Origin of the sequence: Gottfriedia sp. NPDC057948, assembly GCF_042887255.1 — a bacterium.
Classification (GTDB): Bacteria; Bacillota; Bacilli; order Bacillales; family Bacillaceae_G; genus Gottfriedia.
In genome coordinates this window covers 1-26,308 of the sequence record NZ_JBHVPN010000008.1, presented here as the reverse complement: position 1 = coordinate 26,308, position 26,308 = coordinate 1, and the positions used below count along the sequence as shown (strand labels likewise).

At 41.6% G+C, this 26,308-nt stretch carries 26 protein-coding genes, 1 pseudogene and 2 riboswitches; all 27 genes and pseudogenes read right to left on the bottom strand.

The window, feature by feature from the left end; translation table 11 throughout:
* Positions 1-349 precede the first annotated feature (349 nt).
* The gene (locus ACFVRR_RS13730) at positions 350-1,150 is read right to left on the bottom strand and encodes a HoxN/HupN/NixA family nickel/cobalt transporter (protein WP_387329313.1); all 801 of its coding nucleotides are present in this window, start codon (positions 1,148-1,150) and stop codon (positions 350-352) included.
* Positions 1,151-1,446: 296 nt separating this feature from the next.
* A complete protein-coding gene (gene bluB / locus ACFVRR_RS13725; protein ID WP_387329310.1) occupies positions 1,447-2,097 on the bottom strand; it encodes a 5,6-dimethylbenzimidazole synthase in 651 nt (216 codons plus the stop codon).
* Between the two features lie 48 nt (positions 2,098-2,145).
* A complete protein-coding gene (locus ACFVRR_RS13720; RefSeq protein WP_387329307.1) occupies positions 2,146-3,009 on the bottom strand; it encodes a GHMP family kinase ATP-binding protein in 864 nt (287 codons plus the stop codon).
* Between the two features lie 19 nt (positions 3,010-3,028).
* Positions 3,029-3,997, bottom strand: a complete 969-nt coding sequence (gene cbiB / locus ACFVRR_RS13715) for an adenosylcobinamide-phosphate synthase CbiB (RefSeq protein WP_387329304.1) — start codon at positions 3,995-3,997, stop codon at positions 3,029-3,031.
* A 7-nt stretch (positions 3,998-4,004) separates the two neighbouring features.
* Positions 4,005-4,703: an adenosylcobinamide amidohydrolase gene (locus tag ACFVRR_RS13710; RefSeq protein ID WP_387329301.1), complete on the bottom strand. Its 699-nt coding sequence runs from the start codon at positions 4,701-4,703 to the stop codon at positions 4,005-4,007.
* Between the two features lie 248 nt (positions 4,704-4,951).
* Positions 4,952-5,338 (bottom strand): annotated as a pseudogene (locus tag ACFVRR_RS13705) (adenosylcobinamide-GDP ribazoletransferase).
* Between the two features lie 23 nt (positions 5,339-5,361).
* Entirely contained in the window at positions 5,362-5,898 is a 537-nt protein-coding gene (gene cobU / locus ACFVRR_RS13700) for a bifunctional adenosylcobinamide kinase/adenosylcobinamide-phosphate guanylyltransferase (protein WP_387329298.1), read from the bottom strand.
* Complete coding sequence (gene cobD / locus ACFVRR_RS13695) at positions 5,895-6,998, bottom strand: threonine-phosphate decarboxylase CobD (protein ID WP_387329295.1); 1,104 nt, start codon at positions 6,996-6,998, stop codon at positions 5,895-5,897. The genes cobU and cobD overlap by 4 nt, the downstream gene beginning before the upstream one ends.
* The gene (gene cobO, locus ACFVRR_RS13690) at positions 6,998-7,555 is read right to left on the bottom strand and encodes a cob(I)yrinic acid a,c-diamide adenosyltransferase (RefSeq protein ID WP_387329292.1); all 558 of its coding nucleotides are present in this window, start codon (positions 7,553-7,555) and stop codon (positions 6,998-7,000) included. Before cobO ends, cobD begins: the two co-directional genes overlap by 1 nt.
* Before the next feature lie 15 nt (positions 7,556-7,570).
* Complete coding sequence (locus tag ACFVRR_RS13685) at positions 7,571-8,140, bottom strand: nitroreductase family protein (protein WP_387329290.1); 570 nt, start codon at positions 8,138-8,140, stop codon at positions 7,571-7,573.
* A gap of 1 nt (position 8,141) precedes the next feature.
* A complete protein-coding gene (gene cobA, locus ACFVRR_RS13680; protein WP_387329287.1) occupies positions 8,142-8,927 on the bottom strand; it encodes a uroporphyrinogen-III C-methyltransferase in 786 nt (261 codons plus the stop codon).
* A gap of 19 nt (positions 8,928-8,946) precedes the next feature.
* Complete coding sequence (gene cobT / locus ACFVRR_RS13675; protein ID WP_387329284.1) at positions 8,947-9,987, bottom strand: nicotinate-nucleotide--dimethylbenzimidazole phosphoribosyltransferase; 1,041 nt, start codon at positions 9,985-9,987, stop codon at positions 8,947-8,949.
* Positions 9,980-11,500: a cobyric acid synthase gene (locus ACFVRR_RS13670; protein ID WP_387329281.1), complete on the bottom strand. Its 1,521-nt coding sequence runs from the start codon at positions 11,498-11,500 to the stop codon at positions 9,980-9,982. The genes cobT and ACFVRR_RS13670 overlap by 8 nt, the downstream gene beginning before the upstream one ends.
* Positions 11,493-12,863, bottom strand: a complete 1,371-nt coding sequence (locus ACFVRR_RS13665; protein ID WP_387329278.1) for a cobyrinic acid a,c-diamide synthase CobB — start codon at positions 12,861-12,863, stop codon at positions 11,493-11,495. The genes ACFVRR_RS13670 and ACFVRR_RS13665 overlap by 8 nt, the downstream gene beginning before the upstream one ends.
* 17 nt (positions 12,864-12,880) lie before the next feature.
* Entirely contained in the window at positions 12,881-14,002 is a 1,122-nt protein-coding gene (locus tag ACFVRR_RS13660) for a cobalt-precorrin 5A hydrolase (protein ID WP_387329275.1), read from the bottom strand.
* A gap of 5 nt (positions 14,003-14,007) precedes the next feature.
* Entirely contained in the window at positions 14,008-14,775 is a 768-nt protein-coding gene (gene cobM / locus ACFVRR_RS13655; RefSeq protein ID WP_387329272.1) for a precorrin-4 C(11)-methyltransferase, read from the bottom strand.
* On the bottom strand, positions 14,772-15,473 hold the full coding sequence (gene cobI, locus ACFVRR_RS13650) for a precorrin-2 C(20)-methyltransferase (RefSeq protein WP_098231743.1): 702 nt from the start codon (positions 15,471-15,473) through the stop codon (positions 14,772-14,774). The genes cobM and cobI overlap by 4 nt, the downstream gene beginning before the upstream one ends.
* A 2-nt stretch (positions 15,474-15,475) precedes the next feature.
* Positions 15,476-16,681: a precorrin-6y C5,15-methyltransferase (decarboxylating) subunit CbiE gene (cbiE, locus tag ACFVRR_RS13645; RefSeq protein WP_387329269.1), complete on the bottom strand. Its 1,206-nt coding sequence runs from the start codon at positions 16,679-16,681 to the stop codon at positions 15,476-15,478.
* Positions 16,668-17,771 (bottom strand): cobalt-precorrin-5B (C(1))-methyltransferase, encoded by a 1,104-nt coding sequence (locus ACFVRR_RS13640; RefSeq protein ID WP_387329267.1) that lies wholly within the window; start codon positions 17,769-17,771, stop codon positions 16,668-16,670. Before ACFVRR_RS13640 ends, cbiE begins: the two co-directional genes overlap by 14 nt.
* Positions 17,772-17,774: 3 nt before the next feature.
* Positions 17,775-18,422, bottom strand: a complete 648-nt coding sequence (locus ACFVRR_RS13635) for a precorrin-8X methylmutase (RefSeq protein ID WP_387329264.1) — start codon at positions 18,420-18,422, stop codon at positions 17,775-17,777.
* Between the two features lie 16 nt (positions 18,423-18,438).
* Positions 18,439-19,236, bottom strand: coding sequence for a precorrin-6A reductase (cobK, locus tag ACFVRR_RS13630; RefSeq protein ID WP_387329261.1), 798 nt, complete (start codon positions 19,234-19,236; stop codon positions 18,439-18,441).
* Positions 19,233-20,144 (bottom strand): sirohydrochlorin chelatase, encoded by a 912-nt coding sequence (locus ACFVRR_RS13625; RefSeq protein WP_387329258.1) that lies wholly within the window; start codon positions 20,142-20,144, stop codon positions 19,233-19,235. Before ACFVRR_RS13625 ends, cobK begins: the two co-directional genes overlap by 4 nt.
* A 62-nt stretch (positions 20,145-20,206) precedes the next feature.
* Positions 20,207-21,832, bottom strand: a complete 1,626-nt coding sequence (gene cobJ / locus ACFVRR_RS13620) for a precorrin-3B C(17)-methyltransferase (RefSeq protein WP_387329255.1) — start codon at positions 21,830-21,832, stop codon at positions 20,207-20,209.
* A 53-nt stretch (positions 21,833-21,885) separates the two neighbouring features.
* Positions 21,886-22,269, bottom strand: coding sequence for a (2Fe-2S) ferredoxin domain-containing protein (locus ACFVRR_RS13615; protein WP_097977940.1), 384 nt, complete (start codon positions 22,267-22,269; stop codon positions 21,886-21,888).
* A 126-nt stretch (positions 22,270-22,395) separates the two neighbouring features.
* Positions 22,396-22,578: riboswitch (cobalamin riboswitch) on the bottom strand.
* 177 nt (positions 22,579-22,755) lie between these two features.
* A riboswitch (cobalamin riboswitch) is annotated at positions 22,756-22,942 on the bottom strand.
* Between the two features lie 584 nt (positions 22,943-23,526).
* On the bottom strand, positions 23,527-23,721 hold the full coding sequence (locus ACFVRR_RS13610) for a DUF2187 family protein (RefSeq protein WP_387329253.1): 195 nt from the start codon (positions 23,719-23,721) through the stop codon (positions 23,527-23,529).
* A 1,492-nt stretch (positions 23,722-25,213) separates the two neighbouring features.
* A complete protein-coding gene (gene lsrF / locus ACFVRR_RS13605) occupies positions 25,214-26,005 on the bottom strand; it encodes a 3-hydroxy-5-phosphonooxypentane-2,4-dione thiolase (RefSeq protein WP_387329250.1) in 792 nt (263 codons plus the stop codon).
* Between the two features lie 3 nt (positions 26,006-26,008).
* A partial coding sequence (locus tag ACFVRR_RS13600) for a cupin domain-containing protein (protein ID WP_387329247.1) occupies positions 26,009-26,308 on the bottom strand: 300 nt, incomplete at its 5' end.

The window sequence follows — 26,308 nt, the reverse complement described above, 5'->3', positions numbered from 1 at the left end:
CACCAAAATATAAAATCAAAGTTTGATCAGTATCCTCCTTAATTACCTGATCACCTTATGTTTTTAATTATATCATTTATTTTAGAGAGATTTACTCACTAAAGGTAGGGGATTTAATAATAATTTGATTTTTTATTTCATTTAATGCTGATTGTGCATTTCGTGAAGTATATGCAATATGCAGAGGTATTAGAGAACTTAATTATGTGATAGTCTATTATCTATTTAATCTACATTACATACACTTTGGATCACTTCGTATAACATAGGGATTTTTCGTAATATTATGGATGATTTTTAAATAGAATAAGAGAGCTCTGACACTATAAAATTGTCAGAGCTTATCTAATTAATTCGTAGTATTTATTTCGTGATTCTGTTTTTTGGAGTAAATGCTTACAAAGATAAATGATGCTACTAAGAAAATGAAAAGAATGACTCCCACGATTTCGAAATCTATTTCTGCCCAAGGGTTAAAAAAAGCAAATGCCAGATAGAAGGAAACCCCGTATGCCAAGACGACAATCACCCAACCCATTAGTCTTGAAGCAGCTTGACCGATTTTGCTGGACTGGTTCGCCATTTTAAAGATAATCATCGAATCAATTGTATCCGTAATCATCATCCCAAACATAAAAACTAGCCCTAAAAATATAGGGGTATATTCACTTACATTTCCTGCCGCCAAAGACCAGACGGCAGTTTGACTTACTGTCTCGGCAGCCAAGGCAAACAAAGCCCCTACTAAAATAATGAGAAAAGGATTTGTAGTCCCCTTCGCAATTTTTGGAATAAATTTTCCCTTTAGGCCGCTAAGTTGAAACTCTTCGTGATTGTTTCTAGTGCGTAACAGATTATATGTATTTAACGTTCCAATAAGGAATAAAGAAAAAATCGACACCCATGATGCAATATTATCAAAATAAGTTGGGAATGAAAAATTCTCTATTACCATTCCTAAAATACCTGCTGTTAATGCTACCATTCCTCCGTGACCCAATGAAAATAATGTCCCCACCCAACGTGCAAACGAACTGCCCATTCTCCAATTATAACGGGTTTGTCCATCAATAAAGGCAAGATGATCAGCATCCAAACCATGCCGAAGCCCCAATACAAAAACAAGTAAAAACAGTGATACAGTTTCCATTTAAAAACTCCTCCCTTTTAAAAACAGTTGCTACATAAAAAATCAATCCTAAACCTTTGACAGATTGAGGATTTTTAAGGCCCTGCAAATAGTCGACAAACTAGGGTGTCTGTAATCATCACCCCAAGCATAAAGATAATCCCTAATACAATTGGCATAAAACTGGCCGTATTACCTGCATCAATCGCCAAAATCGATGTTTGACTAACCGTTCCCACCAATCAGTATCACAAAAAAGAGATTCGTTGTTTCTTACAACATCTTTTGCAGGAACATTCCCTTAATTCCTCTAACTTTTAAATTTTTTCCTGATTTCCCCATTCTTCAAAAAATATTAGATTCTGAAGAGTTCTTCTTTTCTCCCAATTCGCTTGCTCTAGAATGGGGGCGGATGGATATTCATTGGTGTATCCAATCGAAATTAAGGCGATTGGATCAATATGAGGCGGAATCTGCAAGATATCCCTGATATCATTTTTCTTATAAAAACTTACCCAGCCCATCGCTAATCCCTCTACATATGTCGTAAGCCACATGTTTTGGATTGCACAGGCTACCGATAGAATATCCGTTTCCGGGATCGAGTTTCTTCCTAATACATGGGAGCCCCCACGTGTGGAATCACAGGTGACACAAATAATTAAAGGTGCCTGTTTGATGCCCTCAACTTTCAGTTCTAAAAATTTTGTTTTTCGTTCATCCTCATAGTGGATGGCCAATGCTTTTCGTTCCTTTTCTGCAGCCCAGGCCAATCGTTCTTTTATTTCGTCTGAAGAAACGATTATAAAATTCCAGGGTTGCATAAACCCTACGGATGGCGCATGATGGGCCGCTTGAAGAACACGTTGAATCACCTCAGGACTTACCGGATCCGGGAGAAAAGTGCGGACATCTCTCCTTTTATAAATGACATCGTAAATCAATTCTCGTGCCTCTTGACTAAACATGTTAACCCCCTTTTGAAATCAAACTTTGTGAATCTTTCAAATCATTATCTATTCCTTGCTTTCATAATGAAATAAATTTATAGGTACACCCTTGTATGCGAGTGACATTTCCCTAATTAAGTGTGAAACCACCAATTCACTATTTGGAAGATTTCCATCTAGTAAAATACCCGCGACTGTTCCACTGTGTGCGACAACGATTCCACCGTGATAGCGATGGGCCAACTGATCTAATAGAGGGAAAAAAGGCTTTGGCAATATTTTTTGATTCACCCGTGCACTGAGGGTTGCTGCCTCCCCAATATAAGTAATATTTTTTTCCTTAAACCCTTTTGTAACCAAATCAAAAGCTTTAATAAATTGCTGTTGGTCGTCCTGGCTGTACACTTTCGGAACTTCATTAAATTCAATTGTGTTGATCATACCTCCAAGATCGATACCAACGAGGATGAATGGGGGTAAGGCGCCAAAGCTTGTAATCAGCTGACCGCGAATATATTCATAGACTACGACCTCCTCATACATTACTCCATCGGTTGGTTCCACTTTTGCGGCAATCATCGAGATCATTTCATTTGTGAGCGGAATACTATAGCTGTCAGCGATTGCTCTTAATGAAGCTACAATATCCGCCGAACTGCTAGCCATCCCCTTGCCGGGAGGGATATTGGAATGTATTTCGAGACACCCGCCTCCTCTTATTCCAAAAAGTTGGAGTAACGATTCACCCGCTTTCTTCGCTTTCATTTTGGAATTTACGACCCTTATCCGGGACACGGCTGTGTCTGGAACAAATCTAGCCTCACTTCGTAAACTCCGGATGGGCAAAGTGATTAAAAACGGACGCTCTTCCATGATACCTTGGACCAATTCTCCAAATGTGCCATTGCAGCTTCCTTTTCCTATTTTCATTGTTAAGGCTCCTATCCCCCTACTTCTTGCCTAGTTCCACTAATATCGAAAGGACCATAAATAACACGACACAGATAATGGAGGTAGTTTTCATAACCGCTACTGTAAGTAAAATATCATCTGCTTTGATCTTCCGTAATGGTTCACCCATCTTTGCCCGTTCAGAGACTTTACCGAAATAATAATTCGTTCCTCCAAGTTGTATCTGAAGTGCTCCTGCGATTGTCGCCTCAGGGTAACCGCTATTTGGACTCGGATGAAGTCTGGCATCCCGTTTCATCATTTTCAAAGCGCCTCGTACATCGAGATGTTTAATCCAACAAGCAAGCAGCAGCATTCCAAACGTTAACCGGGCAGGCAAATAGTTTAGTAGATCATCTAGTCGGGCCGAGGCCCAGCCTAAGTTTTGATATTTTTCATTCTTATATCCTACCATCGAATCTAACGTATTAACTGCTCGGTACAACATTGCAAGCGGTGCACCCCCGATAAGGGCAAAGCATAAGGGTGAAATAATGGCATCGACGATGTTTTCGGCTACGGTTTCCACAGCCCCACGCGAAATTTCACTTTCCTCTAGGTTTTCCGTATCTCTTCCGACAATCATTCCTAGACTTTTTCGTGCAGCCCTTAAATCCTGATTTTTCAAGTGTCGGAATACTTCCAACCCTGCATCAGCCAATCCTTTTGTCGCGATGGTCGTTGAAATTAACCAGATTTCCGCAATGACAGCAAGAACGTGATTCAGCTGATTGAGGCCGTAAAGCAGCAAAGCAACCATTAAATAGCTGCCTCCAGCAATCAGAATAGGAAATAAGAGTCCTGCCAGCTTCAAATACCTTTCCTTTACGGTGAAAAAACGAATCGCTTTTTCCAAACGACTAATAGACTTCCCAATGATGACCACCGGATGTAGCAGCTTTCGGGGGTCACCAATGATTCGATCAATAAGATAAGCAATAACAATATAAATGGCATGAACTAACATCGAATTCTCAGTCCTCCTGATTCCTTACTGCTTCACATGTGGCCTCATAAACAAGGCAGCCAATCGTATTCCCAATGGTAGTGGCGGTACCGGCAAAAAGATGGCTTGGAAGATTCTCTGCTTGACTGGTAGCCAAGACAACTGAATCTGTGGTCGTTCCAGTCGCAAACTCTCCAGAATCCACTTTTATTTGTAAATCTTGCATCGCTGTGGCCTTTGCCTCCGTTGCGGTGATAATCCCGTTAATCATCGCAGCCTCTGTCAGTCGGCCATCAATAAACAAAAAGGTGTTAATCGTTCCGCATTGGTAAGCTGAATAGGTCTTTCGCTTTCTTCCTGCCCTTTCTCGATTTCCTACACCTGCGGTGACACAACAAACAATCCGAAACTCATCACCATGTTCCTCTTGGATGGAGGCACAATGAATTTTAGCTGCTGTTTGTAATCCTGCGGTCTGTTCCAACGGGTATTCCCATTCGATGATTTTTTGTTTCATTAGTAGAATAGGGTCATTGGAGTCATAGTCCAATGGGACCTGCCAATTGACAAAATGGCTGATCTGTTGGAAGCCCCCACCATGAACGGCACTACTGAAAGCAGCCAATCTCCGTGGGAACTGAAATAAGAGATGGTCCTCTTTTTTCACTATCGTTATTTCCGGCCATATTCTCGATGTATACTGATTCTGTTTGCGAAATGGCTGCACATTTTTTCTCCTCACTTTTATCACTAATTTGATATCGTAAACAACTTCGTTTGGTCATACCAATCCATCACCATAGCTTTTCCGTGTCTGAGGTTTAATCATGTTCCCAAATAGCTAATACCCAAAATCAAAACCAGATGGATCAACATAATAGGGTACGATAAAAAGGCTGATAGACCGGATCCAAGTCCTGCCTCGTTTCGATACGGCCAGAATTTGATTGCACAAATCAGCAAAAATCGCGCCATCTATGGACTTAATACAAGAATCACCGGCTCACGAAGTTTAACTACTTCATACACTGCAACGATTTTTCCTGCAATTAAACAGATCGCAGCAATAACACCCTTCGTACCCACGCGGCTATCCTTCATAATTTTTTAGCATTTGCTCACGGCTTCGATTGCTGCCAAATCCATCCAGCCATCGATATGTAAACCACCTGTGATCCATATCCAGACGAGAACAATTAAAAATGCACTGACCGGAGTTAGAAACAACTTTCCAACTCCGGTCACAGCCAACCATAACAAGCCGCCAATCAACAAACTGATCAACGGAAAATAAACGGGACTTTTTTTCCAATCGGTATTTGAAACCTCTATCTTCGGAACGGGAATGCGAGTGAGGAACATCAGGTCTGCTAGGAACGCCTTCATTATTTCAGCCTTAATGGCAGACCGGAAAAGACTGTATAAGCTTCATCTGCTTCGGCTGCCAATAATTGATTGATTTTTCCTAGAACATCCTGAAAAAAACGCCCCAACGACGATAACGCGACACCACCTAGACCTACCTCATTAGAAACAACAATCACATGCTGATGATTTTCTTGTATCACCTTAATCCAACGATCCACTTCCTCTATTAAACTGGTTTTCTTGTTTTCTTCCTTGAGTTCCTGTTCCGTTAACCACATACAATGATTGGACAGCCAGGAAGAAATACAATCAACTAGAATAACATCGTAGCCTTGATAGACCGTTTGAACAGAAGTTAGTTCGTTCGGTTCTTCTAATAACTCCCATTCACTTGGGCGCCGCTTCTTATGGCTATCAATTCTTTTCTCCATTTCTTGATCGGCTTGAACTCCGAACGCAACATAAAGGACTCTACCTGCATGACTGATAGCCAAGCGTTCCGCAAATTCACTCTTCCCGGAGCGAATTCCTCCAGTGACATAAGTTAAGGTCATGATAGATTCACCTCTTTACTTACTTCAATTAAGGCTTGGATTAAGCTTTGATTTTCTTCTTCGGTTCGAATCGCAATCCTAAAATCCTGATTCGTTAGCCCCGGGTACATGTTACAGGAGCGTATTAAGATTCCTTTATGACCCATGCACCACTGTAATTCAGCCACCTTGATGCCATCTGTTATCCTAACTAACAGAAAATTCGCTTGTCCCGGAAAAACCTTCCACCCAAGCTTCTCTTCAATGGCTAGTTTAACAAAGCTTCTTTGCTCCTGAATTAGGGTAATCGTTGCTTCCTCGTATATCTTTTCGTTTAGGACCGCTTCACCAGCCAATAGGGCCATTTGGTTGACACTCCAAGTTACTTGTTTTGCCTGAAGCTTTACTATTAGGGTTGGATCGGCCACCATATACCCCAGCCGGAGACCAGGGATCGCATAAAACTTTGTCATTGAGCGAACAAGGATTACCTGTTTCCAACGTTGCAAATCCTCAAGCAGCGTGATTCGTGTTTCGATTGGAAGAAAATCTATAAATGCCTCGTCTATTATCAAATATGTATTTGTCTTCTCTGCCTGTTCTGCCAGCTCGACAAGTTCTTCCTTCGAATATGTGACACCAGTGGGATTGTTGGGATGTCCAACAAAAACAAGATCGGTTTTCGCTATTAATTGAAGGAATTCCGATCGATCAGGCTTAAAATCATTTTCTGCTCTGCCGACCAATGAATTGATGGTAGCACCATAAGCTCTAGCAAGCTGTGCGTATTCCGAGAAGCAAGGATAGACAACTCCCACTGTCTCAGGTTGCAAGCCTAAAATTGCAAGGGCGATACACTCTGCTGCTCCATTTCCTATCAAAATCTGTTCTGGTGAAACGGAGTGTTTTTCCGCCAGCTTTTGTTTAAGAACACGATGGGCGGGATCGGGATAATGGATGATCGACTCCAGTTGCTCCTTTATCAACTCAATTACACTAGCAGGTGGACCGAGTGGATTGATATTCGCACTGAAATCTAACAGATGCGATGAATCTTTACCAAACAATTGCCTTGCCGTCAGTAAATCGCCACCATGTCCATATTTTTCAATATAGACCATTAAAACTCAATTCCCTTCACGGCAGGAATTCCTTCGTTATAATAATGCTTAACGGGCTTCATTTCGGTTACTAAATCCGCACAAGCGATGATTTCCTCTTTGGCTGACCGTCCGGTAATCACCAGATGTATCCCCTTAGGGCGCTGCTGAATCAACTCAATAACTTCTGTTAACGGAAGGACATCGTCAACCGGGAATTTATCAATCGCGAGCGCATTATTTAGTTCATCTAAAATGACAACATCATAGCCGCCAAACTGGACCTTTTCTTTTGTAAAAGACCACGCGGATTTTAGCGCTACTCGATGTTCCTCTGGTGTTTTCGTCCACGTAAAGCCGATTCCTGTCTGCACGATTTCAATCCCTAATTTTTCGAACGTAATTTTTTCCCCGTACGTTCGATCAGGCGATTTAATAAATTGAATCATAAGCACCCGTTTTCCCCGTCCGGCGGCACGAACTGCGAGCCCAAGGGCTGACGTCGTTTTCCCTTTTCCATCACCGGTGTAAACTAGTGTAAGACCGCGCTTTGCTTTGTTTTCAGTTACCTCTTCCATCCGCTTCACTCCTTGTTACAGCCAGACTGTCTTTTCTTCAAAGGATGTCCGTGCCGGCACCTTCGCCTTTTTTAATACTTCTAGATCGGGATAACCGATAAACAAATTTCCGATGATTTTCTTGTTTTCGGGCGAGCCAATAAACTCATACATTCGTTGGTCACGAACAAGTCCGACTCCCCTTGTCCGCCAGACCAGACCTAATCCTAATTCTTTGGCGGAAAGCCACATCGAATGGATTGCACAGCATACGGCATACTCATTATCGGCTGATGCCTCTTCATCGTCTGGGACGATATCAGCGGTAACGACAATATGGACCGGTGTTGTTTTTAGTACCTTTAAGGAGCTTTCGATTAAATTTGGTTTGGTTGGAAAGCGTTCCTGTAGGTATTCATAAGCCAACGCTTCATAGCGCTTTTTTGCTTCGCCTTTAATCACATAAAAGCTCCATGGTTCACGCATCCGGTCATTCGGTGCCCATGTCGCTGCTTCTAATAAGGTATGAATCTTTTCGTCCTCTACCTCTCGAGCCGTATAATCACGGATTGCTCTTCGGCTTTTGATTTCTGCTAAAATTGACATCTTAGACCCTCCCTATTCCAACTAATTGTTTTTCTTCCGCTTCTTGAAACCAGCGTAATTTCTCGCGAAGACCGACCACATCACCCACGAGAACAATCGCAGGATGAGTAATCCCGGCTTCTAGAACCCGGACTTCGATTTCCTTTAAACTCCCGGTCACCGTTTTCTGCTTGGCCGTGGTCCCCCATTGGATAACGGCTGCTTTCGTATCAGGGCTTTTTCCGTTCTCTATTAATCTCGAAACAATATAAGGTAAATTCCCAATTCCCATATAAAAGGCAATTGTATCGATTCCCCCTGCGAGAGCTGACCAATTTAATTGATCCTCACCCTTTTCTGCGCGGCCGTGGCCTGTGACGATCGCGAAGGTGGAAGCATAATCGCGGTGGGTAACCGGAATTCCGGCATAAGCAGGCGCTGCAATACCAGCTGTAATCCCCGGTACTATTTCATAGTGAATCCCATGTTCTGCAAGAATTTCCGCTTCTTCACCGACACGGCCGAAAACGCAAGGATCGCCTCCTTTTAATCTGGTGACAGTTTTGCCCTGACTGGCTTTTTCTATTAACAACTGGTGAATTTGATCTTGAATGATCTGATGTTTCCCTGGTAATTTTCCGCAAAATATCAACTCTGCCTCCGCCTTTGCATACTTGAGCAGTTCCTCATTTACTAAACGGTCATATAAAATCACATCGGCCTGTTGGATACACTCCATCCCGTAAACCGTGATTAGCTTAGGGTCTCCCGGTCCAGCACCAACAAGATACACTTTTCCATTTATCATCTTCTAGCTCCTTCTTAAATTACTCATTTGAAATTCCAGCCGATTCAAAAGTGGCCATTTCTTTTAACATTAAAGTTGCTGATTGTAAGATTGGAAAGGCCACTGCTGCTCCACTTCCTTCTCCTAGCCGCAAATCTAAATCAAGAAGTGGCTTTTTGCCTAATAACTGTAGTGCAATTTCATGTCCAGGCTCGACGGAACGATGGCCGACAATCATATACTCCGCTGCTGTCTCACAGATTTCCCTTGCCAAAAGAGCTGCAATCGTGCAAATAAACCCATCTACCAATATAGGAATCCGGTTTTGAGCGGCGGAGAGCATTGCACCTGTCATTCCGGCAATTTCCAAACCGCCAATTTTTGCTAAGATATCGATGGGATCCTTCCGGTCAGGGTTCCTTTCCTTTATCGCCCTTGTGATGACCTCTTGTTTATGACGAATTTTTTCTTGTGCAATCCCTGTTCCTCGGCCGACGAGGACATCGATGTCCTGCCCGCTTAAAACCGCTGCAATCGCACTGCTTGACGTCGTATTACCGATCCCCATTTCCCCAACAATTAGGCATTTGATTCCCTGTTTAATCATCTGTTCCGCCCGTTCATAGCCAACGGCGATGGCTTGTTCGGCCTCTGCTCTTGTAATTGCATCTTGTTGGCAAAAATTGTTGGTTCCATAGCGAATTTTTCGATTCACAAACCCGTCAGCCTCAATATCTGCTGCCACACCGATATCGACGACTTCAAACATGGCTCCGATTTGCCGGCTAAAAACATTGATGGCCGCACCGCTGTTTAAAAAGTTTATGACCATTTGCACGGTAACTTCCTGCGGGAAAGCGGAAACCCCTTCTTCGACTACACCATGATCAGCTGCAAAAACTATCACACCGGGCGGTGATACGACTGGGAATGATTCAGATGTCATTTCCGACAGATGAATGGCTAATTCCTCTAATTTCCCCAAACTTCCCAGAGGTTTGGTTAACGTTTTGATATACTCACGAACTTGCTGTCCCATTTCTCTATCAAGAGACTGGATTCCTGTTATTACGCTATTCATTGGATGATCTCCTTTTTTGATAATCCTTCATTAATTGATCAATGACATTCAGTTTAACGTGTCCCCTTACATGTTCTGCCAGCCGGTCAAACGCTTCTTCCCGCAATTGGTTAAAAGATGGTCGCATGTGGATGGGCTCCAATCCCTTTTTACGGCGGAGCTGATTAAGTAATTCCTCACGAAATTCATCATTATGGAATATCCCATGAAAATAAGTGCCAATGATGGTTTCGTCTGGGGAATGACAACCATCCCATTTTTCATTTGTAAAAATAAGCCCTTGGGACGCTCCTGTCGCCACGGTTTCACCCATATGAATCTCGTAACCTGTCACATGAAAGTTTTTTCCGAAAAGATGCAACCTCCCATTTGATAAAATCGTCGTCTTTTCTTTCGTAATGGTAGTTTCAATTGGTAGAAACTGAAGGCCTTCGATTTCTTTATGGAGAGACTCGATCGCCAACGGATCCTCAATTTTATCACCGAGCATTTGATAACCACCGCAGATCCCGAAAAGAACGGAGTGTTTCTTTTTATGTAATTCTGCTATTTTTTGAGCGATGCCACTCTTTCGTAAAAACAGTAAATCTTCAATTGTATTCTTGCTGCCCGGAAGAATGACTAAATCCGGATGGAGCAATTGATCCGCTCTCGTTATAAAACGGACATGACAATCCGGCTCAGCAAAAAACGGGTCGACATCGGTGAAATTTGAGATTTTCGGATACTGAATCACCGCGATATCCAATTCTTTTTCAGTATTTTGAGTATATGTATATTGATTTAAAATCACTGAATCCTCGGCATCAATATTTAGATTCTCCAAGTAAGGAATCACGCCGAGAATGGGTTTTCCTGAATACTCCTCAAACCACGTTAATCCAGATTCTAGCAGGCGGAGATCGCCGCGGAATTTATTGATGATTACACCAATTACTCGATCGCGGTCCTCGGGTTCCATCAGCTGAAGGGTTCCTACTAAACTAGCAAACACTCCGCCTTTTTCGATATCCCCAATTAAAATCACGGGGGCATCCGCCATTTTGGCGACCCGCATATTAACCATTTCCCGGTCATTCAGATTAATCTCGGCCGGACTACCAGCCCCTTCAATGACAATTCGTTCATATTTTTGGGACAGGTTGGACAGTGATTGTTGAATAAGTTCCAATCCAGTTTGAAAGAATTCCCGGCGGTACCTTCCTGCTTCCATATTTTTATATGGTTTACCATGGACGACAATTTGGGATTGGTTATCCCGGTTCGGCTTTAGTAAAATCGGGTTCATATCGGTGGTTGCCTGAATACATGCTGCTTCGGCCTGAACACCTTGTGCTCTGCCGATTTCTTTTCCATCAACTGTAATATAGGAATTTAATGCCATATTTTGTGATTTAAATGGAACCGTTTTATATCCGTCCTGGGTGAAAATCCGGCAAAATGCGGTCACGACAACACTTTTGCCGACATCCGAATTGGTACCTTGAAACATAAGTGGTAGGGCTTTAGTCATTTTGTTTATACTCCTTACATTTCTTCACCCAATTTTCGACAAGCTCAGGGCATGAGCCAAAATGAAAATGGGTATAACCTGCAATTAAATTCCCTTTCCGATAGCCCTCCTGCTTAAACCCGCGCATTCCTTTCGTTTGGTAGGCCGGTTCAAAAACCGTCCTCGGATGAAAGGTGGAGTAGTGAAATTCATGACCTCTTGCACTCAGATTTCCCGCTAACAAGAAATTTTCTTCTTCTGCAGTGATTTCCCGGTATCCCAAAGCAGCTAGTTTTGTTTGCATTTTCACCTTTCCAGGAATGATCCCGACCATTTTGTAACTCGTTTCATCCGTTGTTTCCAATGATTCAGTTAAGTACATAAAACCGCCGCATTCCGCCAAGGTTGGTAGTCCTTTTTCAATGGCCGTTCGAATCGAGTTGTTTACCTTTGTCTGTTTGGTCAGCTCCTCCGCAAATTCCTCTGGGAAACCGCCACCGATATACAAGCCATCGACTTGTTCCGGCAGGCATTCACCTTTTAATGGAGAGAACTCGATTAGCTCGGCTCCGGCGGCTACTAACATGTCGAGGTTTTCCTGATAGTAAAAATTAAAAGCAGCATCTCGTGCGACTGCAATTTTTACAGTTGCCTGCTCCGCTCTTTTAAACTGGGATTCTTTTATTTTTAAAAGCGGGGCTTGTGCCAAGTCATATATAGAATCTACATCAACGGTTTTAAGGACTAAATCACCTAGTTGCTCAAAAAATGGATTCAATTCTCCCCGTTCAACGGAGGGAATCAACCCTAAATGCCGTTCCGGAATCGAGAGTTCCTCGTTTCTTTTCAAATAGCCAAGGACGGGAATACCGCATTCTTGCTCAATCGCGGTTTGAACGATTTTAAAATGGCCTTCGCTACCCACCCGATTGGCGATCACCCCGACAATATTGGCTTCCTTCAGAAACGTTTGAAATCCCTTCACAATGGCCGCCGCACTACGGGCCATGCTGGCACAATTCACGACCAAAATGACCGGACTTTCGGTGACGAGACTGATTTCGGCAGTTGATCCTATATTATTTAGAGGATTTTTCCCATCAAAGAATCCCATTACCCCCTCGATGACGGAAATATCCGCGCCATTACTTGCACGGTTGACAATTTCTTTGACCATCTCGTGGTTGAGCATCCAGCTGTCAATGTTTCTTGACGTTCTCCCCGTGACCGCCGTATGATAGGTCGGATCAATATAATCTGGACCGCATTTAAAGCCCTGGACTGTATAACCCTTTTTCCTTAAAGCAGACATCAGCCCGATTGTCAGCGTCGTTTTTCCGACACCGCTGCCTGTCCCTGCAATCACAAGTCTACGTGTAGACATTCTATTTCCCTCCTCTCTCAATAGGGAATCACCGCTACTGATATGGTGACATTACCTGATTTCTTCTTTATCAACGTTAGATGTTCCGCTGCGCTGTACAATAAAGCAGCCGGCTCACTGACGCCGTATGCACCGGTAAATTTAAAGACTGTTTCAGAAGGGTTCTGAAGTTTAATCGAATTCAATTCAGACGGGCTGTAATAAATAAACTCCCATTGGTTTTTTTTCGTCACTTCAAGCAGTCCCAATTCATCCTTTTTTAGATCAATCGTGCAAACCGCTTTGACACTTTTTTTTGAAAACCCTAATTCCTCAAGCGTTTCGTCGATTACTGCTTCGATTTCCTCTGCAGTGGTCCCGCGGTTGCAGCCCAATCCAAGGACGATCACCTTTGGTCGATATAATACACCATTATGTAAAATCTCCGTTTCGTCTTCGGATAAATTCCGATGGGTTACTACTAAGGCAGCATCTGGCTTTGCGGCCACCGCTTCTTGGATCGATGAATACGGCTGAATATTTCTTGGTAGCGGCCGGTCATATGGCCACCAGTCTTTTTCGCCTGACTCCTGAACCACGGCGATTTTTTCTTCGTTCACAACCGAAGCGCTAACAGGAGTTAGCTTATCAGCCGAGTCCCAAATCCAGCCAAACCGTTTTCCGAACAAATCAACCGCAATTGTTTCCTGTACATCAGAAGCTGTGGTAATAATGGGAAGTGCCTGTAGAGAGGCCGCCACTTCTTTCGTTAGTTCATTTGCACCGCCGATATGGCCTGACAGCACGCTGATCACATGTTCGCCCTTATCGTCGATAACGACAACTGCAGGATCTGTTTTTTTATCCTTTAAAATAGGTGCAATCATTCGTACCACGGCTCCAAGGGAAATGATGATGATCAGCCCCTTATAGGCCTCGAAAAGAGAAGGCAGAAGAAGGCGAACGCTTCCGGTAAATAACTGGATGTCCTTAATCCTCTCATCTCCTTTTTCAAACTTCGCCATATAATAAACATCGGCATTTTGAAACGAATGTCCCAGCTTGCGGGCCAGTTCGACCCCATGCTTTGTAATGGCGACAACCGCATAGTCCCCCTTTTGCTGGATGACCGCCCTTTGCGCTTCTTGGAGCTCGATCATTACGACTACACCCCCCTGCGGAATCCGTGTGTAAACGTTTTGTCATACAGCTTGGAACGATAATCTTGTTCGTGGATGTTTTCATCCAGCGCCCATCCTGCTAAAATCATCGCTTGTTTACGAATTCCGTTTATCCGCATATCCTCGTCTAATCGTTCCAGTGTGGTCCGGACAATTTTTTGATCTGGCCATGACGCTTTATAAACAACCGCAACAGGAGTGTCCTTGCTCCATCCTACCCCGGTCAATTCCTTGACAAGTTTCTTCGTTAACGTCGCACTTAAGAAAAGTGCAATCGTGCAATGATGTTTTGCTAAATCAGCCAGCTTTTCAAATTCTGGCACAGGTGTCCTACCCTCGGCTCTTGTCAGGATCACGGTTTGGGTTAAATCAGGAATCGTCAGCTCAGCTTGAGCGGCCGCGGCCGCCGCAAACACAGAGCTCACACCTGGAACAATCTCTATTTCGATTCCTTTCTTTTTTAACAAGACGATTTGTTCCATAATCGCCCCATAGACAGCCGGATCGCCCGTATGTACACGAACAACCTTTTTCCCTTGTAGGATTCGGTCAGCCATGACGTCAACCATTTCTTCTAAGTGCATCCCGGCGGTTTTCAATATTTCGGCGGAAGGTTTTGCTTTTGCAATTAAGTCTTCGTTTACAAGAGAATCCGCATATAGAATAACATCTGCTTCCTGAAGATGCTGAAGACCTTTTACCGTGATTAAATCAGGATCGCCCGGTCCGGCACCAATGATATAAAGCTTCATTTTCTCACCACCATTAATGTTAAATATTCAAGCTCCGCTCCTTCGAGCTCATCTGCCCTCCAAATAATTTCTTCATTCGATGTTACCTTTGTGACGACTGAAGCCTTGTCAAGCAAATCTAAATCACGTAATACTTCTAGCATTAAATCAATCACTTTCGCTACTTTTATAAAAATGACACAATCATTGTCTTGAATGACTTTTTTCATGGTTTCATAGTCATCCCGTGCTGGAACAATCGCCACATGCTCATCTCCATCTGCCAATGGAATTCCCAGCCTAGAAGCCGCCCCATTGATGGACGAAATCCCCGGAACAACTTCAATCGGAACTTGCGGATACTTCTCCTGCATCAAACGCATCATATGAATAAACGTGCTGTATAAAAGAGGGTCCCCTTCAGTTACAAAAGCGACATCCTTTCCCTCCTGCAGCTTTGCCCATACATTTTCCACAGTTTCCGTCCATTTTCTTTCCAATGTGGCTGGATCCTTTGTCATCGGAAAGACAAGGCCCAGCATTTCTTTTTCGTTCGGCTGAAAATAGACATCAATGATTCGATGGGCATAACTTTTGCTGCCCTTTTGTTTTTTCGGATAAGCAATCACTGGTGATTCCTTTAATTTACGAAACGCCTTAACGGTAATGAGCTCTGGATCCCCCGGGCCAACCCCAAGGCCGTATAATGTACCTAACATGTTTATTCCCCTTCCTTGCGCCATGCTTCGATTATGTAAATCGGATTTAATGCATCAAATCTTGTCAAATTCAATATGGGCTTACTTCTGGATATTTGAGCTAGAGTAATGTTCGTCTCATATCCCCGCTCTTTAAACACAAGCATCGCTTCTGAAAGATTTTCAATTGTGACGGCATTTAAGACAATGCGTCCACACGCTTTCAAGCGGCTACAGCAAATATCCAAAATGTCTTCCATCCCACCTGCCGTCCCGCCAATAAAAACCGCATCCGGATCCGGGAAGGTTTCTAGTCCCTCTGGTGCTTTCCCATGGACGAGTGTTGCATCCACACGAAACTTTGCTAAATTTTGCTTACAGTTTTCTAAGTCGCCATCGTTCTTTTCGATGGCAAACACTTGTCCTTCCCTGGCGATTTTCGCAGCCTCAATCGCAACAGAACCTGTGCATGTCCCAATATCCCAAACTGTGCTATCTTCTTTTAACCTTAGGCCACTAATGCTTAGTGTCCTAATTTCCTTTTTTGTAATTAAGCCCTTATCTGGTTTACGCTGTAAAAATTCCGAATCGTCAATGCCAATCGGCCAATGTGGGCTTTCCCCCTTTTTCTTAAGAATTACTACATTGAGCGGTGAAAACTCTTCATCCTTCATTTCAGAAAGGGTAAACCAGCGGCATCGTTCCTTGTCACTGCCAAGGTTCTCGCCCACAAACGCCTCATATTCAGTCATGCCAAAGGAAAGCAAATACTGAGCGATTTTATTTGGGGAATTTTCTGTGTCGGTTAAGATTGCGACTGTTTTTTTTCCATCCACTCGCTGTGCCAACCCTTTTATACTCCTGCCGTGAACACTAGTAAAATAAGCATCCTGCCATCTTTCTTTCATTCTGGCAAAAGCAAGCTGGATTGAACTTATATATGGATAAATATCCAAATCGATTTTAGAAGATAAATAGCTTCCAATTCCATAGAACATCGGGTCTCCTGAAGCTAGAATCACTACGTTTCTAGTCTCCGTCTGCAACCGTTCCACTAGAGAATAAAGCCCGCCTTCAATCGGCATTTTTTCGCCGGCGAATTCAGAAAAAAAAGCAAGCTGTCTTTTTCCTCCTATTAATAGGTCACTTTCATTAATCCACTTTTCGTACATCGGGAGTAGGCTGACTTTCCCTTCGTCCCCAATGCCGATCATTTTAATTGATGCCACTCTTACGCACCGCCTTTCCTAACAATTGACCCTTCATGGTATATAGTGTCGTATCTATGTCGATCCCACCATCGACTTCCTTTAACGCAGCGTCGCAGCAATAGTCGCTAAGCATTTCGAAAAAGGATAAGTGGCCCTGTGCTGTCATCAAATCACCAACCAGTGATGCTGTATTGGCAGTTCGAATTTCCTCGACCAGGGTAGTATCAGCACCAGTACGGCTTGCCACCTCAGCTAAAAAATCAAAATCTATCGGGGCACTTTTTGAGTGGACCATCATGATCCCCATAGCCACTTTTGAGAATTTCCCCATCATGCCGACCATCGAAACTCTCTTTACCTCTTGCTTTTTGCATTGTTTAAGGGTAAACCCGACAAAGTCACCCATTTCGATAAAAGCTTCTTCAGGCAGCTCGGGGAATTGCTTCATGGCATTTTTCTCGCTCCGTCCGCCTGTTGTAATGACAACGTGCTCGCAGCCACTTGCCCGGGCAACACTAATAGCCTGGATGATACTGGCTTTATAAGCGGCTGTGGAAAAAGGAACGACAATCCCACGGGTTCCGAGAATAGAAATCCCGCCAATGATTCCTAAGCGTCCATTGAGTGTTTTTTTAGCGATTTCTTCACCAGCTGGTACGGAAATGACAATTTTAATTCCTCTTGTAATCCCGAATTCTTTTAATACCCCTTCGGCTGTCTCGTGGATCATCCTGCGAGGAACGGGGTTAATCGCGGCCTCGCCGACAGGAACGGGCAAGCCGTCCTTTGTAACGCGGCCAACTCCAATTCCACCATCAAGCACAATGCCTGGTTCATCGAGCCATGACACAGTGGAAACAATCAAGGCCCCATGGGTGGCATCTGGGTCATCCCCCGCGTCTTTTATCGTACTGGCGGTAGCCATTTGTTCCGTTACTTCACAGCTTTCTACATGGAAGGTTGCAAACCGCTTAACGGGCAAGTATATCGTTGATTCTGTTTGCGGTTCACCGGTAATTAATGCTGTCAACGCTGCTTTGGTGGTTGCTGTTGCACAAGCCCCAGTCGTATATCCTTCCCGCAGCTTTCCTTTTGGTACTTCCTGCATGGGTTATCCCCGTTCAGCCATAATGGAAATGGCATTTAATGCAGCAACGGTCACTGTACTGCCACCTTTCCGGCCAATATTGGTGATGAATGGGATATCGAGCTTAGCTAGTTCTTCTTTTGACTCAGCCGCAGAAACAAACCCAACAGGCAATCCAATGACAAGACCAGGTTTTACTTCTCCTTCTTTAATCAGGCGGATAAGTTCGAGTAAGGCGGTTGGGGCATTCCCAATGGCAAAAATACCGCCATCTGCTTCTTTAATCGCCTTCCGCATCGAAATAATCGCCCTTGTTGTATTCAGCCGTTTGGCTTCCTGGATGACATCTGGGTCGGAAATATAGACTTTAATTTCTCCTCCGAATTTTTGAATTCGTGCTTTATTTGCCCCACTTTGAATCATTTGAACATCTGCAACTACCATTTTCCCGCTCCGAATCGCCCGAATACCGGACTGAATTGCGTCAGGATGGAAGAGGACGCTTTGCCCAAGTTCAAAATCAGCGGATGCATGGATGATACGCTGGACAACTGGATACTGATCCTCAGTAAAAGGGTGCTCCCCAATTTCTTCATTAATCATTTCAAAACTTCTACCTTCAATCTGTTCCGGTTGGACGGTTAACGGTTTAAATTCAGTACGAAAATCCATTTATCTCACTCCTGTATTAAAATGATTGTTCTGTTGTGACAATTGGTGTGGAACCAATCTTTTTATGTAATTCTGTGATGACATCGATAAAATTAGCATAGACGGTACCATAATTCAGTTTTGGGCGGCCAATAAGGATAACCTCAATCCCCAGTTCCTTGGCTGCTTCCACCTTTTCATCGACCGATCCGACTTTCCCACTCTCTTTAGTCACCATTAAGGTGACGCCATATTGCTTATATAGGGCTTTGTCGAACTCTTTTGAAAATGGGCCCTGGATCGCAATAATATTTTTCTGTGGCAGCCCAAGTTGCTCACATTTTTCCATATTATCCATACGAGGCAGCATCCTGGCGATCAAGCGAATGTCCGGGTTACCTAATAGTTTTTCTGTGAAAATTTTAAGCGTCTTGCTGCCTGTTGTCAGCATCACCACGCCTTTATTGGCCATTGCAAGCTCCGCAGCTTCCTCGTAGCTTTCGACGACTTTCATTTTGTCATATTGGAAATTTTGTGACTCCCGTTCATATCGAATATAGTGGATTCCCGCTTTTTCGGACGCCTTGATAGCGTTTTTCGAAGCTTCTTCCGCAAACGGATGACTGGCATCGACAACCGCTAGAATACCTTTTGTGTGAATCAACTCCACCATGTCCTCATCCGTTAATCTGCCTACTTGTACACATATACCTGACTCCCTTAATTCAACCGCTGCATTTTCTGTGACTACTGAGGCCAGAAGATCGAAGCCTTCCTTTTTTATTTCTAAAGTAAGGGCTCTTGCATCACTTGTACCAGCTAATACGAAAATCATCCTCTATCTCCAGCCTTTTGCACCGCATGTTTGTGATCATGGTCATGATGTTCATGGTTATGGCCGTGATGATGATCGTGGTCATGATGGTGGTGGTGATCGATATGTTCCATCACATTAAGACGGTATTGGCAGGTATCACAGTTCATCTTCACTTCATCACGAAGGGCTTCTTCCACCCGATCGATTAAAATTGTCTGTAATTTTGGATGATAACCAAAATAGTCAGCCAACTTAATTTCAACCGCGGAATATTGATTTTGAATAGGTACCATCATATCTTCTAACCGTTTAATCAGGATGCCAGTGAATAGAAAGTAAGGCAGGATTACTACTTTTTTTGCTCCAAGCTTAATACAGCGCTCAATCCCTTCGTTAACTAAAGGATTGGTCACCCCCATAAAAGCAGGTTCGACGATTTTATAGTTTGTTTTTTCCCATAGTAATCTAGCAATTTTATATAAATCACTATTCGCATCAGGGTCGCTTCCGCCACGTCCTAACAAAAGGACAGCCGTATCGTCTTCGATGGTTTCTACATTCTCGCCAATTTCCATTAATCTAGTTTTTAGAATTTCAAATGTTTCCTCATGAACACCAATTGGTCGGCCATAAGTAAATTGAACAAACGGATATTTATTCTTTGCCTCATCAATAGCTGCTGGAATATGAATTTTGGAGTGTCCTGCCTGTAAGAGCATGATCGGAATCAAGACAACATGGTCGGCCCCTTTCTCCACACATAGATCGATGCCTTGATTCACTGTTGGTTGTTCAAATTCTAAAAAACACGTCTCGAGCAGGAAAGAATCTTCCCAAGTCTTTCTCATCTCACGGATGAACTCTCGAACCTGCTGATTTCCTTCTTGATCTCTACTTCCATGCCCCACAAATAAAATTGCTCTCAAAATATTTCCTCCCCTTTGTTTGTAAATGCCTTACCTGCCAATTATCGCTAGACTTCTCTCCTTTATTCCCCGCAAACAGCTGCTTCGATTTTAAGATTTGGTGTGATATCCTGGTACACAAAACCTTGAACTTCTTTGACCCGTTTAAAAAATTTATAGAAACGTTCATTTGGATACGCTTTTTGTTGGTACTCTTGAACAATTCCCTCTATGACCCCGACAATTTTTTCCGGTGCGATTCCTTCAGCTACGATTTGGCCATTATGGGCGGTTCTTCCAGCTGTCTTGGCTCCTAAAAACAAATCAAACGCTCCTTTACGGTAGACAATGCCAATATCTTCTTTTACGGCTCCATAACATGCCATGCCGCAGCCATTCACACCAAGTTTCAGTTCTTTTGGGAGTTCCATGCCGCCAAGCCTTACTTGTAGCTCATCGGCATAAGGGATAGAATCCTTCTTTTCTCCGTCACAAAAATCACAGGCTTTTACGGTTAATACGTCGCCAACAGGAGCAATTAAAAAGTTGGCTGCAGTTAGTTTTTCAATAATCTCATCAGGCTTAGAGGTTAAAATTTGCAGCTTCATAAAATGGTCTTGTGTGTATTCCATGACTCCTTCTTCTCCGATAATTTCGGAAAGAATGACCATCTGATGCGCGGTAAATTTTTTATTGGCGACACCAGGGCTGACCGCTACCTCAAAAATAGATTGAAAGTCTTGCTTCACAATTAAACCTTGGGTTTGTCCATAGGTCTCACCTAGGATCATTTGCAAGGCTTCCTCAGCCAACTCTCTTGGCGACTCTTTCACAGAGGTTGGGGTGACTAGTTTCTTGTTTACCGGCATACCATCTTCCATTTGCTCCAGTGCCCATGGTTCGGCTTCCTTTTGCAGACGCTGATGCGGTTTCAAAGGTTGAATTGCCTGATTTAATGTATACTTCCGCTGATAACCGCGCGGGGTGATCATCAATTCATCGTAGAAAAATGTTGATGAGTTGCCAATTAAAACGGTGGTTAACATGCCAATTTCATGATCTAACATCTCTTGTAAATTGGTTAAGACGATCTTTTGACTATCACGGAAGGCGCTCTTTACCAATCCTACAGGGGTGTCTGGCGAGCGATATTTTAATAGAATTTTTTGTGCTTCCATGATCTGCCGTGTTCTTCTCCCGCTTTTTGGATTGTATAGGGCAATCACAAAATCAGCTTGAGCGGCCGCTTCGATTCGTTGCTCGATCAAGCTCCAAGGTGTTAAATGGTCACTTAAGCTAATCGTACAGGCATCATGCATGACCGGCGCGCCTAATAAAGCAGCACAGGAGTTGATGGCAGAAATGCCAGGGACCACCTCCACTTTTACCCCTGAGTCTTTTTTCCAGCCTTTTTCAATTAGCACTTCGTAAACAAGTCCTGCCATTCCATATACACCGGCATCACCGCTCGAAATGACAGCTACCGTGTAACCGAGCTCAGCTTGTTTCACAGCCTCCTGCGCACGGCTCACTTCTTCTGTCATTCCTGTGCTGATGATTTGCTTTCCAGCTATTAATCCCTTGATTAAATCCACGTAGGTTTTGTAGCCGATAATGATATCACTTTCTTGGATGGCTTCCTTTGCCCGTCCGGTAATATGTTTTTCATCACCTGGGCCAAAACCAATAACCAATAATTTACCTTTCACACTATTACGCCACCTTCCACAATTTCAAACTAGAATCCAGCTACTATCCGCTGTTAAATCTTTTCTTTAACCGCTTTTTGTATTCCTTCGATGCATTCCGACCCTTCTGGATGTATGAATCCAGCTTCGGAATATTGATAGATCGAATGCTCCTGAAGGCAATGACCTTCAGCCAGATGACGCTTTACAATCGTAGTTCCCACTTCTGGGGTTACGTTTTTATACCAAGTCCCTGAAGGATAGACGATGGCAACAGGTGCATCCTTACATCTCCCGTTGCATCTCGTTCTTGTAGTATGTATGATTGAATCTAAGCTTAAATTGGTGATTTCATTCCGTATTGCTTGTGTCGCTTCCTCCCCACCCTTTCTCATACAGCTGCTGCCGTTACAAATGAGGACATGATGTTTCGTCCCTTGTAAATTCCAAGTAGTCATGTAACATACTCCCTTTCGTTTTTTCATAAAAAAAGCACCCCTATGGACATAGGGGTGCAGAATAAATACACACAAAAAAATAGCGATGTAAGTTCAGCACTTCTACCTATGTTCCCGTAGGTTGATTGAAGCTATTAGGTAAAGGCAGGTCTCCTGACTTAGGTTCATCATTCTATTGCGTCTTCCCAAATTCCTTCAGTGACATCTGCAATGAACTCCCCTTACAGTGGCGGGTACCGTGACGGATTTAAACCGTACTTCCCTTTTAAGCACTAATTTTCATAGTGCACCAATCCTAATCTATTCAATTTTTAAAAAGACTTGTTTCTTCTAGAGGCATAATATAGGCATAAAAAATGATTTAGAATCATTAAAACGAAAAAATCCGTTCAACAAAAGTTGAACGGATAAAACGCCAGCACAAAGAAAGTTAAAAAATAATCCTTTTTGTCCAAACGTTTCATCTTCTCAACACCCGAAGAAATCGAAACTTTAAAAGCTAAGACAGGTCTCCTGACTTGTGTATCTTCCTACTTTAGACCCTTCCCGTAACGTCCATATAAACGTTTCAGTGGTTTGTCTATTTCGTCCACACTTACAGTTGCGGGGACAGTTCTGGTAATGCTCCAGATTCCCTATTAAGCCCTAAGGCATCTTAACTAATTGTTAACAAATTAGTATTTAATTTATTAGATAATATTATTCTAGTCTATCAGATTTAATATTTCAAGAGTTTTTAAACTACTTTAAGGAAAACGCTACCCTCCAATAACTTCATCTTGGTTAAGTAATTGAATGTAATATAGAAATAGCAGAAATTAAATATCGACATTTCTTTTTTTAAAACTTTTTGTTATTAAGGACAAGTAAAAAGTGAACTCTTCGTGTGGTTTTCTTGTAAACTTGTCCGTGAAATTGTCCGCACTTTTATTTATTTTTAATTCTATAAAAAAGGAAATAAAAAAAACCTTGAAATTACAAGGTTTTTTTATTATATTTTTTCGACTAAAACAGCCGTTCCATGAGCGACTATTTCATTGTTACTCTATTACATCTTATCAACCCAATACATTTTCACATCACAAATCCTATCGGATCTGTCCCGAGTACTGGCCCCACCTACGCCAAATACGATGATAGCCACACATGCCATCCAACCTACTATTTAGTATAACAGAAAACGCTTACATTTTCAATATTTAGAATATTCGTTAAAAATATTTTAATAACTCAAGAATAACTGACTTTTCTTTCCCTTCAGATACCATCAATCACTTTGTAATTTTTATGTGATACAACTGTTCTGTTTCCTTCAAACACCAATTCCGTTTTATTATCGATTATATTTACAATAACTGTATTTTCATTGACCTTTTCAACAATCCCTTTAATTTCATTCTTAAATAAGACATGTTCCCCTATTTCAGCTATCTTTTTTGCCTTGAATTTCATCTTCTTCTCCCCAATCATCATCTTTATTTTTCTTAGTTTTACTTCATTGTTATATTTTGATTTTTCTTATTCACAATTGAAAACGTCTTCATCAATATGTAGATGAACATTAATTCGTACCAAGTTAGCTAGATCCTTTATGAGTAATACGACTAAATTCTTTTTCTAATTCTAACTTATACAAATAACCTAGTGGACATTTTTTTATCCGTTTCATACAATGATGAAAGATTAAGAAGTAATGATTTTAATTACTTTTTCTTTCAAACTACTTTTTTATTATATTACCAAAATTTTAGATATAAATAAAGTATTTATTTTGAATACTGAAATTTTAGGAGTGTAGTATTGTCTTTTCATTTTTAACCAGCAGTTCATCCGAAAATTAATATTCTATTACTAGAAATTTTTTTAAAAATACTGTTAGGGAAATTCTACACCATCTAGGATAATAACAAAACAAATAATTCACTTTGGCATCTGCATCTTCATTTAATGTTATGATCAGAAAGTAACGAATGAATCTTCATTAGAACCTTTGCATATCTCTGAATAATTTCATTTGGATTTTTACTAGATTCACTATCGATAAAAATACAATATTCTTCTATGTATTCAATAAAAAGTTGATCTGTTCACCAAAACAGAATAACTTTTTATTGAATTATTATATAATAGACAGATTATTACCATAAAATTTTTATTAAAATATTATTTTGCATCAGTTATTATCTAATAGAAGTATTTTTTTTAATGAATTAGCTTTGGAGGAAAATTTGAGTAGTAATTTTGGATTTTTAAATACATGGCTTGATTTATCTCTCCTATACCAGGTTATAAAAAATAAAAAAAGATGCTACACATAACATATAACCTCTTATACATAACATAATAATGGTTAATTTATGAGGGTTTAGAGGATAATTCATGACCATATAAAGCTTATTTTTAGAGGTGATATAAGGGTATGGATAATGAACAAATCGTATATAGTCCAAGTGAAGCGGCCAAACAACTTAACCTTAAAGAAGTACTTTTAGTCATTATGTTAGTATCCTCGAAAATGAAGGTTTTGACATCGAGAGAGATAGTAAAGAAACATAGAACTTTTTTAACTCAATACCTTCTAGCCATTGAAAATATGCTTGAGTATAGAAGATTACTATAAACTACAATAAAGACCAATCTCTTTTATAAAAGTACTGGGACTATCTTTAGTGTATTTGCATTTTCGAGCTACTATATAAACTGGGAAAACACATTGCTCGTATCAATTTTCACTTATTAAAACTAACAATTTTTTAAACTAATAAAAAAGTGCAAGAAATTTTCACATCCCTACACTTTTCTTAATTTAATAATTATTTTTGTAATACAGTTATTGTTTTTGGACTTGTCGTAACTTTAAAGCCTTGTTTACTAATCACTTCTGCTGATACTGTGTTCGTATTATTAAGGTGGTATTGTAAAAGGTTTCCTTTTTTTACACATATTAAGCTTTTACTTTTGAAGAAGATTCATATAAATCTACCGCTTCATTTACTGTGAATCCTTTGTGAACGATGGAATGTATCGCTTGGATCATTGCAAGAGGATGCTGAGATTGCCAAATATTTCTTCCCATATCCACCCCAGCTGCACCTTGCTCCATAGCATTATACGTAATTTCTAGTGCTTCACGAATTGTATCAAATTTTGGGCCACCTGCAATAACTATAGGAACCGGGCACTTACTCGTTACCTGTTCAAAGTTGTCGCAGTAATAAGTCTTAACAATATCGGTTCCCATTTCAGCAAGAACTCTTGAAGCTAATGCTAAGAACCTGGCATCCCGTTTTTCAAGCTCTTTTCCGACGGCAGTAATTCCAAGTACGGGTATTCCGTAATCATGAGCATCAGTTACAACATGGGCTAGATTTGTTACTGTTTGAGTTTCATAGTCAGATCCGATAAAAACCGAAACCCCTACACCAACAACATTATGGCGAATTGCTTCTTTTATTGATGTAACGATCGTTTCATTCGCTAGATTCTTCCCTAACGTTGTAGGACCACCTGAAACACGAAGAACCATTGGTTTTTCCGTATTTTTCGGAATACACGCTGCAAGTGTACCTCTTGTTAAATATAGCGAATCCGTGTATGGAAGTAATTCTCTGACAGTTTCCTCAGGCTTTTCTAAACCTCTTATTGGCCCTAAAAAATAACCATGATCTATCGCAAGCATTACTGCCCTCTTATTTGGTAATATTTTGTTTAATCGATTTTGAAATCCCCAGCTCACTATCTATTCACTCCTTAACTTGATTTCTGGATTCTTTATATTCACAACATCTCTTTCCAAAATATGCGGAGATTTAATGAAGAGCGCTTTAAAGGTTTTGTCAGTTTGATTGATAAGGTAATGAGCATCGCCTGGGCGGCATTGAATCATATCACCTGGTATTGTTGGAACCTTATTTCCATTAATATAGAAATCTATCTGCCCTTCTAGGATATAGAAAATTTCTTCGCAAACTGTATGATAATGGTTTTGGAAGTCTTGACCTGGTTTCAATACAACCACACCAATATCTACGTTCGGACC

What these genes read in the sequence shown, in the direction of transcription:
- ACFVRR_RS13730 (WP_387329313.1), bottom strand. Translation starts at nt 1,150, where the DNA reads ATGGAAACTGTATCACTGTTTTTACTTGTTTTTGTATTGGGGCTTCGG.
- bluB (WP_387329310.1), bottom strand. Translation starts at nt 2,097, where the DNA reads ATGTTTAGTCAAGAGGCACGAGAATTGATTTACGATGTCATTTATAAA.
- ACFVRR_RS13720 (WP_387329307.1), bottom strand. Translation starts at nt 3,009, where the DNA reads ATGAAAATAGGAAAAGGAAGCTGCAATGGCACATTTGGAGAATTGGTC.
- cbiB (WP_387329304.1), bottom strand. Translation starts at nt 3,997, where the DNA reads ATGTTAGTTCATGCCATTTATATTGTTATTGCTTATCTTATTGATCGA.
- cobU (WP_387329298.1), bottom strand. Translation starts at nt 5,898, where the DNA reads ATGACCTTAACTTATGTCACTGGAGGAATTCGCTCCGGGAAGAGTGAA.
- cobD (WP_387329295.1), bottom strand. Translation starts at nt 6,998, where the DNA reads ATGGTCTATATTGAAAAATATGGACATGGTGGCGATTTACTGACGGCA.
- cobO (WP_387329292.1), bottom strand. Translation starts at nt 7,555, where the DNA reads ATGGAAGAGGTAACTGAAAACAAAGCAAAGCGCGGTCTTACACTAGTT.
- ACFVRR_RS13685 (WP_387329290.1), bottom strand. Translation starts at nt 8,140, where the DNA reads ATGTCAATTTTAGCAGAAATCAAAAGCCGAAGAGCAATCCGTGATTAT.
- cobA (WP_387329287.1), bottom strand. Translation starts at nt 8,927, where the DNA reads ATGATAAATGGAAAAGTGTATCTTGTTGGTGCTGGACCGGGAGACCCT.
- cobT (WP_387329284.1), bottom strand. Translation starts at nt 9,987, where the DNA reads ATGAATAGCGTAATAACAGGAATCCAGTCTCTTGATAGAGAAATGGGA.
- ACFVRR_RS13670 (WP_387329281.1), bottom strand. Translation starts at nt 11,500, where the DNA reads ATGACTAAAGCCCTACCACTTATGTTTCAAGGTACCAATTCGGATGTC.
- ACFVRR_RS13665 (WP_387329278.1), bottom strand. Translation starts at nt 12,863, where the DNA reads ATGTCTACACGTAGACTTGTGATTGCAGGGACAGGCAGCGGTGTCGGA.
- ACFVRR_RS13660 (WP_387329275.1), bottom strand. Translation starts at nt 14,002, where the DNA reads ATGATCGAGCTCCAAGAAGCGCAAAGGGCGGTCATCCAGCAAAAGGGG.
- cobM (WP_387329272.1), bottom strand. Translation starts at nt 14,775, where the DNA reads ATGAAGCTTTATATCATTGGTGCCGGACCGGGCGATCCTGATTTAATC.
- cobI (WP_098231743.1), bottom strand. Translation starts at nt 15,473, where the DNA reads ATGTTAGGTACATTATACGGCCTTGGGGTTGGCCCGGGGGATCCAGAG.
- ACFVRR_RS13640 (WP_387329267.1), bottom strand. Translation starts at nt 17,771, where the DNA reads ATGCAGGAAGTACCAAAAGGAAAGCTGCGGGAAGGATATACGACTGGG.
- ACFVRR_RS13635 (WP_387329264.1), bottom strand. Translation starts at nt 18,422, where the DNA reads ATGGATTTTCGTACTGAATTTAAACCGTTAACCGTCCAACCGGAACAG.
- cobK (WP_387329261.1), bottom strand. Translation starts at nt 19,236, where the DNA reads ATGATTTTCGTATTAGCTGGTACAAGTGATGCAAGAGCCCTTACTTTA.
- ACFVRR_RS13615 (WP_097977940.1), bottom strand. Translation starts at nt 22,269, where the DNA reads ATGACTACTTGGAATTTACAAGGGACGAAACATCATGTCCTCATTTGT.
- ACFVRR_RS13610 (WP_387329253.1), bottom strand. Translation starts at nt 23,721, where the DNA reads ATGAAATTCAAGGCAAAAAAGATAGCTGAAATAGGGGAACATGTCTTA.